Below are 17,515 nucleotides of genomic sequence, written 5' to 3' on the forward strand. Positions count from 1 at the left end.
CCGCACCCCCGCCCAGCCGCACCTCCACCCCCGCCCACCCGCACCCGGACCCGCACCCCCGGCCGCACTCCCCACGCCTCCATCGTGCCCGCCTCCGCCTCGAGCACGTGCCGCGCCCGCAACCGTGGCAGGCCCAGTCGCCCGGGGGGCATCCTCCGTACAGCCATCACCCCCAACTCCCCGTCCAAATAGGCCACATCAATCGCGAACCGCATCCCGAACGTATGCACGCTGCTCGCCGGGCTCAGCAGCATCGCGCCCGTGATCCCGTCCCGGCCCAGCAGCCCGCGCGTCCGTGCCCGCGAGGACGCCGCGATCTCCAGCGGTACGGGCCGCTCCTCGCCGCCCTCCACCGTCAACGTCCCTGCCCCGTCTGCCCATTGCCCCATGAGGCCGACCGTAGCCCTCACCGCCACCCCTCTGGGCCTCGCCCCGCCCCCCTCTGGGTCCACGGACCCATGACCCGGCCCCCCGCCCCGCCTTAGGCTCCTTGCCGTGTACGCCACAGCCACCGCCACGCTGATCGCGGCCGCCGCCCTCTGGGGCGCCGCCGCCGGGTTGCTCGTGCCCCGCGCCGCCTATCGGCTCGCCGTCGAGCCGGAGGAGGAGTGGCGGGCGGCCTGCCCCGCCGGGCACCCGGTCACGGGCCCCGCCCGCGGCTGGGTCGGCATCGCGCGTTGCGCCGAGTGTGCGGCGGTGGTGAGTGCGGCCGCGTCGGGACGTACCCCGGTCGGCGCACCGCGCCGGCGTTCCGCCCCCGTGCTGTACGCACCCACCGTCCGCCACGCCGCCGTCACCGCCCTCGCCTGCGCACTGCTCGCGGCCGCGAGCGGGGCCAGACCGGAGCTCGTCGTGTGGCTGCTGCTGGCGCCGTTCGCGGTGCTCCTCGCGGTTGTGGACCGGCGCGTGCACCGCCTCCCCGACGTACTGACCCTGCCCCTCGCAGCCGCGACCGCGGCCCTGCTCGGCCTGGCCTCGCTGCTGCCGGGCCACGGCGGGTCGTGGCCGACCGCGCTGCTCGGCGGCGTCGCGCTCGGCGGCGGTTACCTCCTCCTCTTCCTGATTAACCCGAACGGCATGGGCTTCGGCGACGTCAAACTCGCCGTCGCCCTCGGAACCGCGCTCGGTTGGTACGGATGGACGGTGTTCTTCGCCGGAGCATTCGCCGGGTTCCTGCTGGGTGCGGTGTACGGCCTCGGGCTGGTGGTCCTGCGGCGCGCCGGGCGCAGGACCGCGATCCCGTTCGGCCCCTTCATGATCACCGGGACGCTGGCGGGGTTGTTGCTGGGCGGACTCGCCTTTTCTGCCGTCTGAGAGCGCGCGCCAACCACGCAATCGTGAGAACTTGCCATTAGAGGCATGTAACGCATGTAACACACGCAATGCACCCGCACGCACGGACGGGCGGCACGGGAAGCCGCCTGCCCGCGATCCACAGCCGCAGCCGCAGCCAGGAGTGCCCGAATGACGCAGCCGACCCGCCCCACCCCGGAACTGCTCGCCGAACTGCGCAAGCCACGCCCGTACCCGGCGGTGTCGGTCACACTGCCCACGCACCGGCACTGGCCGGAGAGCCAGCAGGACCACATCCGCCTGCGCAACCTGCTCGCCGAGGCCGAAAAGCGCCTCGCCGACGACCCCGAGGTCACGAAGGCGCAGGCGGCCGAGGTGGCGCAGCAGCTGGCCACCGCCGCCGACCGGCTCGACCCGGAGTACTTCGGTGACGGCCTCGTCGTCTACGCCTCGCCCGAAGAGCACCGGAGCTTCCTCGTCGGCGGGTCCGTTCCCGAGCGCATCGTGATCAATACGACGTACCTCACCCGCAACCTGGTCGCCCTGGAGGCGCGCGAGCGGCCGTACCTGGTCCTCGTACTCAGTACGGGCGAAGTGCGGCTGTGGCGAGGGCAGGGCGACCAGGTGGCCGAGGACCACGAGTCCGGCTTCCCGGTCATCTCGTCGGGCGCGGAGCGCGACAAGGCGCCCAGCCGTGACGGGGGGCAATGGACCACCCAGGACTTCCGGAACATGCTCATGGAAGCCGACCGGAAGCTCACAGCGGTCCTCCAGGCGAGCCCGCTGCCGGTCATTCTGGTCGGGTTGAGCAAGCACATCTCGATCTACCGCGAGCTCACCCGACACGGGCAGGCGATCGCCACCGAGCTCGAAGTGGGCGGGCTGGGGAACGCGACGCCGGCGGAGATGTCCGCCCAGCTCGCTCCGGCCCGCCGCGCCCTTGCCGAGGCCGACACGGCGCGCGCGCAGCGCGAACTCGACGAGGCGCGCAGCGGAAAGCGGTGCTCGGCGGGCGTGCAGGACGTTTGGCAGGCGGCGGGTGAGGGGCGGGTCGCGCTGCTCGTCGTCGAGGAGGGCCTGCGGGTGACGGCCCGGCCGGACACGGTCGAGGGTGCGGAACGCGCGACGCTCACTCTGCTGGAGCCGGAGGAGGCGGGCGTGGTCGCGGGTGCGGAGGAGGACATCATCGACTCGCTGGTGGAGACGGTGCTGTCGGCGGACGGCGAGGTCATCTTCGTCCCCGACGAGTCCCTGGCAGACGCCGGCGGAGTCGCGGCCGCCCTCCGCTACTGATCCCTCCGCTACTGATCCCTCCGCCACTGACCCCTCCGGCCGAGTCGCGAATGCCGGTGCCGGGGAGGGGCGGGTCAGGGGTAGTTCCTCCCGCGCCCCGGCCTAGGATCCCGGCGTATGCGGTCAAATGGTGACCGTGGTGGGGTGATGGTTGGCGCAGCCGGTGCGGCGGTGCGCTCGGTCTCCCGGACCGCTTCCGCCCGGAAGCGGTGGGCGACGTACCGTCTCCCCCTCTGGTGGGGCTGGGCCGCAGGGCTCTTCGTGCTCTACGCCGTCGTCTCCGGGCGGCGCCACGCCCTCCTCAGGACCACCGGCTACGACCTCGGCATCTTCGAACAGCCGTACGCGCCTACTCCCGATTCCGCGCCCCGTCGTCCCCCTTCGGCTGGCGCATGCTGTGGCAGCACGACAACCACTGGGGTACGGCGTTCCACTACAGCGCCGTCCTCATGCCCGTCGTCTTCGCGGCCCTGATCGACGCCCTCACGCCGTACGCCCGCACCAGCGACGTCCCGCCCGCCGCCCCCTGGGGGCCTCGCTGGCCGCCACCGTCACGGTCGCGCTCGTGCTGCTGCCCTCGTTCCCGTTCGCACTCGTCGCCCAGCGGGCTACCTGGCGCACCACCGCCCACGTCGAGGCCGCCCGCGACCTGCTGCGCCGCATCCCCGACGGCGCGACCGTCGCCGCCTCCAACCGCCTCGCGCTCCAGCTCACTTCGCGCTGCACCGTGGTGCTGTTCCCCGGCTATCCGATGCCCGGGAAGCTGTACGACGCCTCCGGGCAGCCCTCGCGGCCTGTCCTGGCCGCTGCCGCAGGGCCACTGGCCGTACCCGCTCGGCCGCCAGCTCGCCGAACTGGCCGCCGCCCAGCGGAAGTACGGCTACGAGCTCGCCGCCGCGCGCGACGGAGTGACGCTGCTGCGCCAACGCCAGCTCACGTACAGTCGGTGACAACTGGACAGCGGTCGCAGCGGTCGCAGCGTCGCAGCTGTGCAGCTGTTGCAGAGCAGAGGAGTTGGCAGTTGAACAAGGACACCGGGCCCTACGTCTGCGGCCTCGACGCCGCCATGGACGTGGTCGGCGGCAAGTGGAAGGCCCTGATCCTCTGGGCCCTGCACCACGACGGCACCCTCCGCTTCGGGCAGCTCAAGCGCGAGGTGCCCGGTGTCAGCGAGAAGATGCTGATCCAGCAGCTGCGCGAGCTAGAGGCGGACGGCATCGTCCATCGCGAGGTGTACCGGGAGGTCCCGCCGCGCGTCGAGTACTCACTCACCGAGATGGGGGAGGCCCTCAACACGGCCCTCGGCCCGCTCGGCGACTGGGCCAGCCGGCACATGGAGCAGATCCTCGCCGCCAAGCAGCGCGCAGTGGCATAGGCGACTGGCGTAGGCGACTGGCGTAAGCGTTCGGCGTAAGCGGAGCGTCAAGTCGGCTCCCCTCACCCCATTAGCTCGTGGGGGGTACGGCCGCCGCTCCGCAGAAGCGTATTTTCCCTAGTGCCGACTGGCCTCACGGCCCCCGCAGCGCCCCGCCCGAAAAAATCCCCCGCGACTTTCGGCACGGCGTGGGCGCGAGCACCCTTTACGAAGGGTTATGGTGGAAACCCCCCCCTCGGGCCGGTCCGTATCCCCCCCACGGACCGGCCCGTTTTTTGTGCCTGGGGGCACAGACCTCACAGTTCCGCGCCGTCAGCCCCGCCCGGCCCAGATGTTCGTGCCCGCGGTGTCGACCGCGAAGGTGTCGATCTCCTTCAGTTCCTCGTCGGTCAGCTCGGGCCCGCCCAGCGCCGCGACGTTCTCCTCCAGCTGCGCCACGCTCGACGCGCCGATCAGCGCCGACGTCATGCGCGGATCGCGCAGCACCCAGGACAGGGCGAGCTGGGCCAACGACTGGCCCCTTCGCCGCGCGATGTCGTTCAGGCCGTTGAGGCGGCGTACGACCTCGTCCGACAGCAGGCCGGGGTCGAGCGACTTGCCCTGCGTGGCGCGCGAGCCCTCCGGGATCCCCTTCAGGTACTTCCCGGTGAGCAGGCCCTGCGCCAGCGGCACGAAGGCGATGCAGCCCATGCCGGCCTCCTCCAGCGTGTCCAGCAGGCCGTCGTCCTCCGTCCAGCGGTTGATCATGGAGTAGGAGGGCTGGTGGATCAGAGCCGGTACGCCCATGTCCCGCAGCAGCCCGGCCGCCTCCGCGGTCTGCTCCGCGTTGTACGACGACACACCCGCGTACAGCGCCTTGCCCTGGCGCACCGCCGTCGCCAGCGCGCCCATCGTCTCCTCCAGCGGGGTCTCCGGGTCGAAGCGGTGCGAGTAGAAGATGTCGACGTAATCGAGGCCCATCCGGGTCAGCGAGGCGTCGAGCGACGACAGCAGGTACTTGCGCGAGCCCCACTCTCCGTACGGTCCCGGGTGCATCAGGTAGCCGGCCTTGGTGGAGATGATCAGCTCGTCCCGGTACGGGGCGAAGTCCTGCGCGAAGAGCTTCCCGAAGTTCAGCTCGGCGGAGCCGGCCGGCGGTCCGTAGTTGTTCGCCAGGTCGAAGTGGGTCACACCGAGGTCGAACGCGCGGCGCAGGATCGAGCGCTGCGTGTCGAGCGCGCGGTCGTCGCCGAAGTTGTGCCAGAGGCCGAGCGAGACGGCGGGCAGCTTGAGCCCGCTGCGGCCGGTGCGCCGGTACTCCATGGAGTCGTAGCGGTCACCGGCGGCGAGGTACGAAGGGGAATCAGTCACATTCCCCTCCTTATCACGGACTTGTGACAGGCCGGGTTGGGCCGCTGATACGCCTGCGCAGTAGTGTGGCCGCTTCGGGACCGCACGTGTCCGGCCGGGTAGCGCCGCGCGTGCCGGATGGTCCCGGGGGACGTACCGAACCCGCACGACGCCATGAGGTGAGACCCAGTGAACCTGCGCGACCTGGTGTACAGGCTCTACGCACGCCGGGTGGAAGGCCGCCTCGATCACGACCAGGTGCCCAAGCACATCGGCGTGATCCTCGACGGCAACCGGCGCTGGGCCAAGGCCTCCGGCGGCACCACCGAGCAGGGGCACAAGGCGGGCGCCAGCAAGATCCAGGAGCTGCTCGGCTGGTGCGCCGAGACGGACGTCGAAGTCGTCACGCTCTGGATGCTCTCCACCGAGAACCTGGACCGTCCCGAGGCCGAGCTGACGCCGCTGCTCGGCATCATCGAGGGCGCGGTCCGCGACCTCGCCGCCGACGGCCGCTGGCGCGTGCACCACGTCGGGACGCTGGACGTGCTGCCGGCCCGTACCCAGTCCGTACTCAAGGAGGCCGAGCAGGCCACGATCGGCAACGACGGGATACTCGTCAACGTTGCCGTGGGCTACGGCGGCCGCCAGGAGATCGCGGACGCGGTCCGCTCGCTCCTGCTGGAGCACGCCCAGAAGGGCACCTCGCTGGAGAAGGTCGCCGAGATCGTCGACGTCGAGCACATCTCGGAGCACCTTTACACGCGCGGCCAGCCGGACCCCGACCTGGTGATCCGTACGAGCGGTGAGCAGCGGCTCTCGGGCTTCATGCTCTGGCAGAGCGCCCACTCGGAGTACTACTTCTGCGAAGTCTTCTGGCCCGCCTTCCGCAAAGTCGACTTCCTGCGCGCCCTGCGTGACTACGCGGCCCGCCACCGGCGTTACGGGTCCTGACTTTCCCCCGTCACGAGTCCTGACTCAACTCCCGCCGGGCCGACGGAAAGGTCGCGGCTCACGCCGTGTCATATGCCATGGCATGGCGGCGGTCGTTCGAGGGAATACCCCTTCCAGGTCGACGTCCGGTCCACGGACGTCGTATCTCAGTGAGCGGCAAGTCCGCTCGCCCGGGAGGCCCTTTGTACCAGGACGACCACGCGCTGAGTGTGGACGAAGCGGAGGGCCGGAGCTCGGCCCGCGCATCGTGGCCTGAGCCCGGTCCCACCGCTCGCGACGCCGTCGCACCCCAACCCCAGGCTCGTCTTCAGAGGGGGTACGTCCTTCCGTGGTGACCAGCACAAAGCGCCGCATGCCCGACAGGCGCACTTACGTTCTCGACACCAGCGTCCTGCTGGCCGACCCCAACGCCATGTCCCGCTTCGACGAGCACGAAGTCGTGCTGCCGATCGTCGTGGTGACGGAGCTGGAGGCCAAGAGGCACCATCCGGAACTCGGCTACTTCGCCCGGCAGGCCCTGCGGCTGCTCGACGACTGCCGCGTCCGGTACGGACGCCTCGACGCCCCCATCCCGATGGGCGACCTGGGCGGAACGCTCCGTGTCGAGCTCAACCACTCCGATCCCGGCGTGCTTCCGGCCGGCTATCGATTGGGGGACAACGACTCACGGATCCTGGCGGTTGCGCGCAACCTCCAGGCCGAGGGGTTCGACGTAACAGTCGTGTCGAAAGACCTGCCGCTGAGGATCAAGGCGTCCTCGGTCGGCCTGCTCGCCGAGGAGTACCGCGCCGAGCTCGCCATCACCGACTCCGGCTGGACCGGGATGGCGGACCTGCCGCTGACCGCCGATCAGGTGGATCTGCTCTTCACCGAGGAGACGGTGTACGAACCGGCCGCAGCGGACCTACCCGTACATACCGGCCTGGTCATCCAGTCCGAGCGCGGCAAAGCGCTCGGCCGGGTCACCGCCGACGGCATGGTCCGGCTCGTACGCGGCGACCGGGAGGCCTTCGGCATCCACGGGCGCAGCGCCGAGCAGCGGATAGCGCTGGACCTGCTGCTCGACCCGGACGTCGGGATCGTCTCGATGGGCGGCCGGGCGGGTACGGGCAAGTCGGCGCTGGCGCTGTGCGCGGGGCTTGAGGCCGTGCTGGAGCGCCGGCAGCACAAGAAGGTGATGGTCTTCCGGCCGCTGTACGCGGTGGGCGGCCAGGAGCTCGGCTATCTGCCGGGCTCCGAGTCCGAGAAGATGAGCCCCTGGGCGCAGGCGGTCTTCGACACGCTGTCGGCCGTGGCGGGCCGCGAGGTGATCGAGGAGGTGCTGGGGCGCGGCATGCTCGAAGTGCTGCCGCTCACGCACATCCGGGGCCGTTCGCTGCACGACGCGTTCGTGATCGTGGACGAGGCCCAGTCGCTGGAACGGAACGTCCTGTTGACCGTTCTGTCCCGGATCGGGGCGAATTCGCGGGTGGTTCTGACCCACGATGTCGCCCAGCGCGACAACCTGCGGGTCGGCCGGTACGACGGAGTGGTCGCCGTCGTCGAGAAGTTGAAGGGCCATCCGCTCTTCGCGCACGTCACCCTCACCCGCTCGGAGCGCTCGCAGATCGCCGCGCTGGTGACCGAAATGCTGGAGGACGTGCACCTCTGAGTCCTCTGAGTGCTCTGAGTCCTCTGATCCCATAAGAGGCGAAAGGCAGTTGGCGCCGCCCGGCCGAGCGCAGAATCCTAGCCGGGCGGCGTCCTGCTGCGCTCAAGTTTCCGTAAAACTCCTGGTGTAAACGGCGTGTGAGCTTTCCCACGCAACGGAGAATTGCTTCCGGGCGTCCGCTTCCGGCAGAGTCTTGCTTCCGTCAGGCCCCGCATACGGCACACCTGCAACACAGACAACTCAACAGCCGTCGCCGTATGCCGCCCGAGTTACTACGCGGCGCTCCCGCAAAGGAGTTGCCCACCGGGTCCGCGCCTCCCGTGACCTAGCGATAGGGGAGGCCAGTGCCAGGGGCACGATTGCGTCCGCGAGGTCACCCAAGCGGGCACTGCTGGAAGGAAACCGTGTGAGCCGGATTTCGGTCCGGGGATTCGCCGTGGCTTCGGCTACCGCGGTCACCACTGTCGGCGCCGTAGTGGGCGTCGCCTCGGGCGACACTCAGCCCTCGAACGACAACTTCGAGGTGACCGCAGCTGACACGACGCTCCTCGCAGATATCCCTGCCGGCCAGCAGGCCCAGGTGCAGACCGCGTCACTGACGCAGCAGGCCGACGCACAGGCCTACGCCGCCGACGTGACCGCGAAGAAGTCCGCGGAGGAATCGGCCCGCCTTCAGGCCGCCAAGGACGCCAAGTCCAAGAAGGAAGCCGCCGAGGCGAAGGCCGAAGCGGAGGCTGAGGCTGAGGCTGAGGCCAAGGCGAAGGCCGAAGCCGAGGCCAAGGAGCGCGAGGAGGAGAAGCAGGCTGCCGCCAGCCGCTCCGCGACGCGTGACGCGTCCAGCTTCTCCGCGAAGGGCTCCTACACCGTCGCCGAGGTCCAGGCGATGGCGCGGCAGATGGTCCCCGGTGACCAGTTCCAGTGCTTCAGCAACATCGTGAACCACGAGTCCACATGGAACTACCAGGCGAGCAACCCCTCGTCCGGTGCCTACGGCCTCATGCAGGCGCTGCCCGGCTCGAAGATGTCTTCGGCCGGCGCCGACTGGCAGACCAACCCGGCCACGCAGATCAAGTGGGGCCTGAACTACATGGACGAGCGCTACGGCAGCCCCTGCGGCGCCTGGTCCTTCTGGCAGGCCAACAACTGGTACTAGCACCAGTGGTGGTCGCACAACCTCGCGGAGCCCCTCACCGTCCTACGGTGAGGGGCTCCGCGCGTGTACGGTCGAGTCCGGTGTCTCCCCGGGGGGAGCGAGCATGCGACGGGGAGAAGAGAGAGCGACATGACAACACAACCAGAGCCACAGTCACAGCCACCGCAGTCGCAGCCGCAGCCACGACCACAACTGGGATGGCTCGGCCGTACGGGCGCCAAACTGACCAGGATGGGGGAGCGGTTGAACGAGCGCCGCGCCCGGGCCGAGGCCGAGGCCGCGTCCGAGGCCTCGCCCGGTGCCGCCGATGTCGCCGCCTCCGGGGGCGCGGCATCGTACGGATCGGGCCTCACGGAGCCCGCGGGCGGCGTCGCCAGTGTCGACAGTGTTCCCGCGCCGCCCGCCTACGCCCCCGCCGTCGCCGCCAGGCCCGACCCCGTCGCCGCCGTCCCGTGGGGGATGCGCGTCGCGGCCGAGGCGGGCTGGAGGCTGCTCGTACTGGCGGGCACGCTCTGGGTGCTGATGAAGATCATCACCGCCGTGCAGCTGGTGGTGCTCGCCTTCGTCGCGGCCCTGCTCGTCACCGCGATGCTCCAGCCGACGGTCGCCCGACTGAAGCGGATCGGGCTGCCGCGCGGTCTGGCCACCGCCGTCACCGCGATCCTCGGCTTCGTCATCATGGGCCTGGTCGGCTGGTTCGTGGTGTGGCAGGTCCTGGAGAACATCGACAACCTCTCCGAACGCGTCAAGGACGGCATCGAGGAGCTCAAGCGCTGGCTGCTCAACAGCCCGTTCCATGTGACCGAGAAGCAGATCAACGACGTCGCGAAGAACCTCACCGACGCGATCGGTACGAACACCGAGTCAATAACGTCGGCCGGCCTCCAGGGCGTCACCGTCATCGTCGAGGTGCTCACCGGGATACTGCTCGCGATGTTCTCGACGCTCTTCCTGTTGTACGACGGGAAGCGCATCTGGCACTGGACGCTCAAGCTGGTGCCGTCGGCGGCCCGGCCCGGCGTCGCGGGCGCGGGCCCGCGCGCGTGGCGCACGCTCACCGCGTATGTGCGGGGCACGGTGATAGTCGCCCTGATCGACGCGATCTTCATCGGCCTCGGGATCTGGTTCCTCGACGTACCGATGGCCGTGCCGCTCGCCGTCTTCATCTTCCTGTTCGCCTTCATCCCGCTGGTCGGCGCGGTCATGTCGGGCGCGCTGGCGGTGGTCGTCGCTCTTGTCACACAGGGCGTGTTCACGGCGCTGATGGTGGTGGTCGTCGTACTGGCCGTACAGCAGATCGAGGGCCACGTGCTCCAGCCGTTCATCCTCGGGCGCGCGGTGCGGGTGCATCCGCTGGCGGTCGTCCTCGGGGTGGCGGCGGGCGGCATGGTCGCCGGTATCGGCGGGGCGGTGGTGGCGGTGCCGCTGGTGGCGGTGACCAATACGGTGGTCGGCTACTTGCGGGCGTACAGCATGGAGGCGGCGGTACGCACGGTGCCGACGCCGGCGACGGCACCGGAGCCGTCACTGGAGTCCGCCGAGCCAGTGGCGGGCGGCCGGGAATGATCTCCGAGCCGGAGATGGTGGGGGACTTCCCGGCCTGGCCCGAGCCGGAGACCGCGACGAGCGAGGACCGGCCTCCGCCGCCGCGCGGCCGCAGGCCTTGGCTGTGGGCGCTGGGCGGTGCGGCGGTCGCCTCGGCGGTGTGGGCGGGTGCGTTGTACGCCTACGGTTCGCCGAAGGCGGTCGATACGCGGGGTTACCGCGTGCATGGCGAGGGCCTGTGCGAGAAGGCCGAGTTGAACGCCCTGGCACTGAACCTCGGGAAGCGCGGCGATGAGTCCGAGGAGCTGTACGAGCATCGGGCCCGGGACAAGGTCACTTGCTATATCGGGTTCGAGCCGACACGCAAGCCGGCCAAGGACGAGCTCTCCGCGCACTACCAGGTCGAGCTGACGGCCGAGATACACAAGGTGACCGACCCGGGGCCGGAGTTCGAGGCGTACCTGGCCGAGCCTTCCCCGTATGGCGACGGGACCCCGCCCAAGCCGAAGAAAGTAACCGGCCTCGGCGAGAACGCCTACCTGACGGACACGGGGGAGGACGGCAGGCAGCTCATGGTTCTGGACGGGGGAGCCGTGTTGTCGCTCCAGGTCAGTGCCGGCTTCATCTCCGAGGAGGACGACGTGTACGAGGAGCCGGCCCAAGCCGACGCTCCCGAACTGGACCTCTCCGAGCTCCCGCCCCTCATGGTGGAGGACATGCGCGACTTCATGGCCACGCTCAAGAGCTAGCCGGCCCACGACACGTGAAGGGCCCCGCGGACGCGATGTCCGCGGGGCCCTTCACCCGTACGTACTGCTGACTACTCGCCGGCCAGAACGGCCTCGGAGTCGATCGTCACGCCGACGGCCTGGATCACCGCGGCGATCTTGACCGCTTCCTGGATGGTGTCGCGCTCGACACCGGCCTTGCGCAGCACCTGCTCGTGCGAGTCGAGGCACTGGCCGCAGCCGTTGATCGCGGAGACCGCGAGCGACCACAGCTCGAAGTCGACCTTCTCGACGCCCGGGTTGCCGATGACGTTCATCCGCAGACCGGCGCGCAGCGTCCCGTACTCCGGGTCGGAGAGCAGGTGGCGCGTGCGGTAGAAGACGTTGTTCATCGCCATGATCGCGGCGGCGGACTTCGCCGCGGTGTACGCCTCGGCGGAGAGGTTGGCCTTCGCCTCCGGCTCCAGCTCACGCAGCACCTTGGGCGACCGCGAGGCGATCGCGCAGGCCAGGACCGTGCCCCACAGCTGCTGCTGCGGGAGGTCGCTGTTGCCGATGACCGAGCCGAGGTTCAGGCGCAGGTCCTTGGCGTAGTCCGGTATGGCGGACTTCAGCTCGTCGAGGGCCATGGGTCACTCACCGGCCAGCAGGGCGACCGGGTCGAGGGTGTTCTCGCCCTTGGTCCAGTTGCACGGGCACAGCTCGTCGGTCTGGAGCGCGTCGAGGACCCGGAGGACCTCCTTGGGGTTACGGCCCACGGAACCGGCGGTCACCATCGTGAACTGGATCTCGTTGTTCGGGTCGACGATGAAGACGGCGCGCTGCGCGAAGCCGTCCTCGCCCTCGATGCCGAGGTCACGCATGAGCTCGTGCTTCGAGTCGGCCAGCATCGGGAAGGGCAGGTCGGTCAGGTCCGGGTGGTCCTTGCGCCAGGCGTGGTGCACGAACTCGGAGTCACCGGAGAAGCCGAGGATCTGCGCGTCGCGGTCGGCGAACTCTTCGTTCAGCTTGCCGAAGGCGGCGATCTCGGTGGGGCAGACGAAGGTGAAGTCCTTGGGCCACGCGAAGACGACGCGCCACTTGCCCTCGTAGGACTTGTGGTTGATCTGCTCGAACTCCTTGCCGGTCTCCAGGGAGACACAGGCAGTGAGGTCGTACGTGGGGAACTGGTCACCAACAGTGAGCACGCGCGCTCCTTGCAAACAGGGAAATTCCGTTACGGGAGTTTCCTGGGGGGTTGGACGGACCCCTACCCTGACACAGGAACCATTGATCGCAGAAATAGCTAGACTGGCTTGATCCGATCGGAGGCGGTTATCAGTGGCCAGTGTGAGTAATGGAAAGCAGCCGACCCTGGCGCAGCTGCGCGCGTTCGCCGCCGTCGCGGAGTATCTGCACTTCAGGGACGCGGCCGCCGCGATCGGCATGAGCCAGCCGGCGTTGTCGGGGGCCGTCTCGGCGCTGGAGGACGCGCTCGGAGTGCAGCTCGTCGAGCGTACGACGCGCAAGGTGCTGCTGTCACCGGCGGGGGAGCGGCTCGCGGTGCGGGCGAGGGCCGTGCTGGAGGCGGTGGGCGAGCTGATGGAGGAGGCGGCGGCGGTACGGGCGCCCTTCACCGGGGTGCTCAGGCTGGGGGTGATCCCGACGGTGGCGCCGTATCTGCTGCCGACGGTGCTCACGCTCGTACACGAGCGGTATCCGGAACTGGACCTTCAGGTGCATGAGGAGCAGACCTCGTCGCTGCTGGAGGGGCTGGCGGCGGGGCGGCTCGACCTGCTGCTGCTCGCGGTGCCGCTGGGGGTGCCGGGGGTGACCGAACTCCCCCTGTTCGACGAGGACTTCGTACTGGTGACGCCGCGGGATCACTGGCTGGGCGGGCGCGAGGACATACCCCGCGAGGCCCTGAAGGAACTCCATCTGCTGCTGCTCGACGAGGGGCACTGCCTGCGCGACCAGGCGCTCGACATCTGCCGGGAGGCGGGCCGTACGGAGGGTGCGCCGGTCACGACGACGGCCGCCGGGCTCTCCACGCTGGTGCAGCTGGTCGCGGGCGGGCTCGGGGTGACGCTGCTGCCGCGGACGGCGGTGCGGGTGGAGACCGACCGTAACGACCAGTTGGTGACGGGCTACTTCGCCGATCCGGCGCCGTCACGGCGGGTCGCGCTGGCGATGCGGGCGGGGGCGGCGCGCCAGAGCGAGTTCGAAACGTTCGCGCAGGCTTTGCGCGAGGCGATGAGGCGGCTGCCTGTGCGGGTGGTGGCGGACGGCGGGTGAGAACTCCCGGCGAATTCAGCCCGTCCGGCGTTTGAGGACCGGGGCCTGGGGCAGCGCCCCCACGCGGCGGAGCCGCAAAGTGTCGCTGTGGGAAGGGGCGGGTAGGGGAACAAGCCGCCCGCAGGGCCCGCCCTACGTCGACGGGGGTTCCGGGGCCGCGTCCGGCGCCTTCGGGGGGTGGCCGCGGCGGGGGATCGGGCCCGCGCCGCCCGGAAGGCGGCCGCTTTCCGACAGGGCCCGGCGCAGCAGGAACTCGATCTGCGCGTTCGCGCTGCGCAGCTCGTCCGACGCCCAGCGGGCCACCGCGTCGTACACCGCCGGATCGAGCCGCAGCAGCACTTGCTTGCGCTGCCGCGGCGCCTCGTCCGTCACTGGTAGAGGGTGCCGGTGTTCAGGACCGGCTGCGCCGCCCGGTCACCGCACAGCACCACCATCAGGTTGCTGACCATCGCCGCCCGGCGCTCGGCGTCGAGCTCGACGATGTCCTGCTCGGTGATCCGGGTGAGGGCCATCTCGACCATTCCCACCGCACCCTCGACGATCAGCTTGCGCGCCGCGACGACCGCGCCGGCCTGCTGCCGCTGAAGCATCGCCGATGCGATCTCGGGGGCGTACGCGAGATGCGTGAAGCGGGACTCGATGATGTGGACGCCCGCCGCCTCCACCCGCGCGTGCAGTTCCACCGCGAGCTTCTCGGTGATCTCCTCGGCGTTGCCCCGAAGCGACAGGCCGTCCTCGTCGTGCGCGTCGTACGGGTACTCGATGGCGATGTGGCGCACGGCGGCCTCCGTCTGGGTGGAGACGAACTCCAGGAAGTCGTCCACCTCGAACGTCGCCTGCGCCGTGTCCTCCACCTTCCAGACCACGACCGCCGCCAGCTCGATCGGGTTTCCGTAGGCGTCGTTGACCTTGAGGACAGCCGTCTCGTGGTTCCTGATCCGGGTCGATATCTTCGAGCGCGTGGTCAGCGGGTTGACCCAGCGCAGTCCGTCGGTGCGGATGGTGCCGCGGTAGCGCCCGAAGAGCTGGACGACGCGGGCCTCGCCCGGCGCCACCATGTTGAGGCCGCACATCGCGAGGAACGCGGCGAAGGCGATCAGGACGCCGATGATGATCAGCGCCACCTTGGGGCCGGTCGAGGCCATGGTGGCGCCGGCGGCGATGAGGGCCGCTCCCGCCAGCAGTCCCAGCAGGCCGAGCAGCAGTGCGAGGCCGCCGCCGATGCTGTGCGCGGCCGTCTCGCGGACTCGTGGCGCGGGCATCTGTGGCAGGTCGGTGGGCGTGGGTGTCGGTGCGGGCGTGGTGCTGGTCGCAGGCATGCGGTCCCCCGGTTTCGTGCGGTGATCTGGTCTATCAAAGTGATATCACTTTTTCGATGACCGTAAACCTGTGCGAGGACCTTCGCAACCCTGGAGCCCTCTGATGAGTCGGTTCCAGAGAGACAGGTGCTGATTGTCACGTACGGAAAAGAGCGGATCGGCATCCCTTTGTCCGCAGGTGCGGTGTTAGCTTTCTGAGCTGACATCCGGGGGCTCGATGAGCGGAGTTACGGAGTAATGGGCCGAGCAGAAGCGCGGAAGGACCGGCAGCGCGGTGCGCGCCGGGCGAAGAAGGCGGGAGGCATACGCCGCTTCTTCACGTTGAAGAAGATGCTGGGCACCTTCTTCGGGCTTTGCCTGCTCATGATGGGGGTCTTCGTAGCGCTCTACATATGGGTTCCCGTACCGACGGCCAACGCTCAGGCCGAGATGCAGAGCAACGTCTACAAGTACAGCAACGGCAAGATCATGGCCCGGTCGGGCAAGGTCAACCGCGAGATCGTCCCGCTCGCCAACATCCCCAAGGGTGTCCAGACCGCCTTCGTCGCCGCCGAGAACAAGAACTTCTACAGCGACTCCGGCGTCGACCTCAAGGGCACCGCCCGCGGTCTGCTCAACACCGTCACCGGCAAGGGCAAGCAGGGTGGCTCGACCATCACCCAGCAGTACGTCAAGAACTATTACCTCACCCAGGAGCAGACGGTCAGTCGCAAGCTCAAGGAGCTGGTGATCTCGATCAAGGTGGACCGGAAGCAGAGCAAGTCAGACATTCTGGCCGGTTACCTCAACACCAGCTACTTCGGACGCGGCGCGTACGGCATCCAGGCCGCCGCCCAGGCGTACTACGGCGTCGACGCCGACAAGCTGACCGTCACGCAGGGCGCGTACCTCGCGGCGCTCCTCCAGGCCCCCAGCCAGTACGACTGGGCGGTGGCGGGCCCCACAAGCCAGAAGCTGGTCACGGAGCGCTGGAACTACGTACTGAACAACATGGTCGAGATGAAGGCGCTGGACCAGGCCAAGCGCGACACCCTGAAGTTCGACATACCGCGCAACCCCAAGGGCGCCGCCGGTATGGAGGGCCAGACCGGCTACATGGTCGACGCCGCGAAGGCCGAGCTGGAGAAGCAGGGCGTCACCGACGCCGAGTTCGACGCGGGCGGGTGGACGATCACGCTCAACATCGACGAGAAGCGCCAGAAGTCGCTGGAGAAGGCGGTCGAACGGCAGCTGGAGTCCAAGCTCGACCGCGAGAAGAACAAGGTCGACGCGACCCTCCAGGCCGGCGCGACCTCGGTGGACCCGAAGACCGGCAAGGTCGTCGCGATGTACGGCGGCGTGGACGCCACCGAGCACTATTTCTCCAACGCCACGCGGTCCGACTACCAGCCGGCCTCGACCTTCAAGCCCGTCGTCCTCGCCGCCGCCCTGGAGAGCAACTCCAAGACGCAGGACGGCGAGCCGATCACACCCAGCACGATCTACGACGGCACCAGCAAGCGCCCCGTCGAGGGCAGCACCACCCCCTTCGCCCCGCAGAACGACCTGGGCAAGAGCTACGGCCCCATCACCGTCCAGCAGGCGATGAACAAGTCGGTCAACTCGGTCTTCGCGCAGATGCTGGTCGATGTCGGCCCGTCGCGCGTGAAGGAAACCGCGCTGCGGATGGGCATGGAGGACAAGGGCGGCTTCGACGAGCGCCCCGCGATGTCCCTCGGTGTGATGGGCGCCAGCACCATGGACATGGCGAGCGTCTACGCGACGCTCGACAACCACGGCAAGAAGGTCACGCCGACCATCGTGAAGTCCGCGGAGCACAAGGACCGCGAGGGCGGCCGGGTCGACCTGCCCAAGCCGGCGGAGGAGCAGGTCATCGACCGCTCGACGGCGGACAGCGTGACCAAGGTGCTGACCGGAGTGGTGAACAGCGGTACGGGTTTCCGGGCGAGCAGCCCGCACTACAACGCGGCCGGCAAGACCGGTACGTCGGAGAAGAACCGGTCCGCCTGGTTCGTCGGCTACACCCCCGAACTCTCCACCGCCGTAGCCCTGTTCGGTGAGTCCACGAAGCCGGGCGGCGGGCAGGTCTCCCTGACCGGTACGGCCAACGCCGGCCGCGCCAGCGGTGGTGGCTTCCCCGCGAGCATCTGGGCGGACTACACCCTGGGCGCCCTCGGGGGCGGCTCCGACGCCGACTTCGACCTGGAGATCGACCCGGACGACACCTATTCGCCCCCGCCGACCAACACGCCCGACCCGAGCAACACACCGAGCACGCCCGCGACGACCCCGAGCACGCCTCCGACGTCGCCGTCCACCACACCTCCGACGTCGCCCTCCACCACACCTCCGACGTCGCCGTCCACCACACCCTCGACGTCGCCGCCGCCCATCACGCTCGACCCGCCGGACCCCGGCGGTGACACCGAAGGCTCCGACGGCGGCGCGGACGGCGGCGGTGACACCGGCGGCTCCGACGGGGGGTCCGACGGCGGAGCGGACGGTGGCGCGGACGGCGGGTCCGACGGCGGCGCCAACAACGACCTCCGGCCGCCGCGCCCCTGAGCGGCCACACACGGCCACACACATACGACTGCGGCGGAC

16 protein-coding genes and 1 pseudogene are annotated in these 17,515 nt (G+C 69.6%); 11 read left to right on the forward strand and 6 right to left on the reverse strand.

Annotation, left to right across the window (positions count from 1 at the left end; all coding sequences use genetic code 11):
- Window positions 1–389: DUF192 domain-containing protein (locus J7E96_RS11620; protein ID WP_215130235.1), on the reverse strand; the 389-nt coding region annotated here is incomplete at its 3' end.
- A 106-nt stretch (window positions 390–495) separates the two neighbouring features.
- On the opposite strand from J7E96_RS11620, the gene J7E96_RS11625 reads away from it, so the two are divergent.
- The 4 genes and pseudogenes from J7E96_RS11625 to J7E96_RS11640 all read left to right on the forward strand — a co-directional run bounded on the left by J7E96_RS11625 (window position 496) and on the right by J7E96_RS11640 (window position 3,961).
- Window positions 496–1,314: an A24 family peptidase gene (locus J7E96_RS11625; protein WP_215130237.1), complete on the forward strand. Its 819-nt coding sequence runs from the start codon at window positions 496–498 to the stop codon at window positions 1,312–1,314.
- A gap of 150 nt (window positions 1,315–1,464) precedes the next feature.
- Window positions 1,465–2,586 (forward strand): chemotaxis protein, encoded by a 1,122-nt coding sequence (locus tag J7E96_RS11630; protein ID WP_215130239.1) that lies wholly within the window; start codon window positions 1,465–1,467, stop codon window positions 2,584–2,586.
- 397 nt (window positions 2,587–2,983) lie between these two features.
- Window positions 2,984–3,274: pseudogene (locus J7E96_RS38730) on the forward strand (hypothetical protein); the annotation flags it as partial.
- A gap of 378 nt (window positions 3,275–3,652) precedes the next feature.
- The gene (locus tag J7E96_RS11640) at window positions 3,653–3,961 is read left to right on the forward strand and encodes a helix-turn-helix domain-containing protein (protein WP_215130610.1); all 309 of its coding nucleotides are present in this window, start codon (window positions 3,653–3,655) and stop codon (window positions 3,959–3,961) included.
- A gap of 312 nt (window positions 3,962–4,273) precedes the next feature.
- On the opposite strand, the gene mgrA is transcribed toward J7E96_RS11640, so the two are convergent.
- A complete protein-coding gene (mgrA, locus tag J7E96_RS11645; RefSeq protein WP_215130243.1) occupies window positions 4,274–5,311 on the reverse strand; it encodes an L-glyceraldehyde 3-phosphate reductase in 1,038 nt (345 codons plus the stop codon).
- Window positions 5,312–5,479: 168 nt separating this feature from the next.
- Between mgrA and J7E96_RS11650 the strand changes: the two genes are divergently transcribed.
- The 5 genes from J7E96_RS11650 to J7E96_RS11670 all read left to right on the forward strand — a co-directional run bounded on the left by J7E96_RS11650 (window position 5,480) and on the right by J7E96_RS11670 (window position 11,339).
- Window positions 5,480–6,241, forward strand: a complete 762-nt coding sequence (locus J7E96_RS11650) for an isoprenyl transferase (protein WP_215130244.1) — start codon at window positions 5,480–5,482, stop codon at window positions 6,239–6,241.
- Window positions 6,242–6,569: 328 nt separating this feature from the next.
- Window positions 6,570–7,892 (forward strand): PhoH family protein, encoded by a 1,323-nt coding sequence (locus J7E96_RS11655; RefSeq protein ID WP_214969701.1) that lies wholly within the window; start codon window positions 6,570–6,572, stop codon window positions 7,890–7,892.
- A gap of 406 nt (window positions 7,893–8,298) precedes the next feature.
- On the forward strand, window positions 8,299–9,045 hold the full coding sequence (locus J7E96_RS11660) for a transglycosylase SLT domain-containing protein (protein WP_215130246.1): 747 nt from the start codon (window positions 8,299–8,301) through the stop codon (window positions 9,043–9,045).
- 231 nt (window positions 9,046–9,276) lie between these two features.
- On the forward strand, window positions 9,277–10,611 hold the full coding sequence (locus J7E96_RS11665; RefSeq protein WP_251069755.1) for an AI-2E family transporter: 1,335 nt from the start codon (window positions 9,277–9,279) through the stop codon (window positions 10,609–10,611).
- Complete coding sequence (locus J7E96_RS11670) at window positions 10,608–11,339, forward strand: hypothetical protein (protein WP_215130250.1); 732 nt, start codon at window positions 10,608–10,610, stop codon at window positions 11,337–11,339. Before J7E96_RS11665 ends, J7E96_RS11670 begins: the two co-directional genes overlap by 4 nt.
- Before the next feature lie 71 nt (window positions 11,340–11,410).
- On the opposite strand, the gene J7E96_RS11675 is transcribed toward J7E96_RS11670, so the two are convergent.
- Entirely contained in the window at window positions 11,411–11,947 is a 537-nt protein-coding gene (locus J7E96_RS11675) for an alkyl hydroperoxide reductase (protein ID WP_215130252.1), read from the reverse strand.
- Between the two features lie 3 nt (window positions 11,948–11,950).
- The gene (locus J7E96_RS11680; protein ID WP_214969683.1) at window positions 11,951–12,505 is read right to left on the reverse strand and encodes a peroxiredoxin; all 555 of its coding nucleotides are present in this window, start codon (window positions 12,503–12,505) and stop codon (window positions 11,951–11,953) included.
- A 142-nt stretch (window positions 12,506–12,647) separates the two neighbouring features.
- Between J7E96_RS11680 and J7E96_RS11685 the strand changes: the two genes are divergently transcribed.
- The gene (locus J7E96_RS11685) at window positions 12,648–13,592 is read left to right on the forward strand and encodes a hydrogen peroxide-inducible genes activator (RefSeq protein ID WP_374196656.1); all 945 of its coding nucleotides are present in this window, start codon (window positions 12,648–12,650) and stop codon (window positions 13,590–13,592) included.
- A gap of 132 nt (window positions 13,593–13,724) precedes the next feature.
- Here J7E96_RS11685 and J7E96_RS11690 read toward each other — a convergent pair whose 3' ends face one another.
- Both J7E96_RS11690 and J7E96_RS11695 read right to left on the reverse strand, forming a co-directional pair.
- Window positions 13,725–13,964: a hypothetical protein gene (locus tag J7E96_RS11690; RefSeq protein ID WP_215130256.1), complete on the reverse strand. Its 240-nt coding sequence runs from the start codon at window positions 13,962–13,964 to the stop codon at window positions 13,725–13,727.
- On the reverse strand, window positions 13,961–14,911 hold the full coding sequence (locus J7E96_RS11695; RefSeq protein WP_215130258.1) for an SPFH domain-containing protein: 951 nt from the start codon (window positions 14,909–14,911) through the stop codon (window positions 13,961–13,963). The genes J7E96_RS11690 and J7E96_RS11695 overlap by 4 nt, the downstream gene beginning before the upstream one ends.
- 237 nt (window positions 14,912–15,148) lie before the next feature.
- Here J7E96_RS11695 and J7E96_RS11700 point away from each other — a divergent pair, with 237 nt between their 5' ends.
- Window positions 15,149–17,476, forward strand: a complete 2,328-nt coding sequence (locus J7E96_RS11700) for a transglycosylase domain-containing protein (RefSeq protein WP_215130260.1) — start codon at window positions 15,149–15,151, stop codon at window positions 17,474–17,476.
- The last annotated feature ends 39 nt before the right edge of the window (window positions 17,477–17,515 follow it).

Source organism: Streptomyces sp. ISL-96 (assembly GCF_018614035.1).
In the GTDB taxonomy this organism is placed as follows: Bacteria; Actinomycetota; Actinomycetes; order Streptomycetales; family Streptomycetaceae; genus Streptomyces.

Excerpts from the sequence above, each read along its gene's own strand:
- J7E96_RS11665 (WP_251069755.1), top strand. The coding sequence starts at position 9,277 with ATGGGGGAGCGGTTGAACGAGCGCCGCGCCCGGGCCGAGGCCGAGGCC.
- J7E96_RS11700 (WP_215130260.1), top strand. The coding sequence starts at position 15,149 with ATGGGCCGAGCAGAAGCGCGGAAGGACCGGCAGCGCGGTGCGCGCCGG.
- J7E96_RS11670 (WP_215130250.1), top strand. The coding sequence starts at position 10,608 with ATGATCTCCGAGCCGGAGATGGTGGGGGACTTCCCGGCCTGGCCCGAG.
- J7E96_RS11640 (WP_215130610.1), top strand. The coding sequence starts at position 3,653 with ATGGACGTGGTCGGCGGCAAGTGGAAGGCCCTGATCCTCTGGGCCCTG.
- J7E96_RS11630 (WP_215130239.1), top strand. The coding sequence starts at position 1,465 with ATGACGCAGCCGACCCGCCCCACCCCGGAACTGCTCGCCGAACTGCGC.
- J7E96_RS11695 (WP_215130258.1), bottom strand. The coding sequence starts at position 14,911 with ATGCCTGCGACCAGCACCACGCCCGCACCGACACCCACGCCCACCGAC.
- J7E96_RS11675 (WP_215130252.1), bottom strand. The coding sequence starts at position 11,947 with ATGGCCCTCGACGAGCTGAAGTCCGCCATACCGGACTACGCCAAGGAC.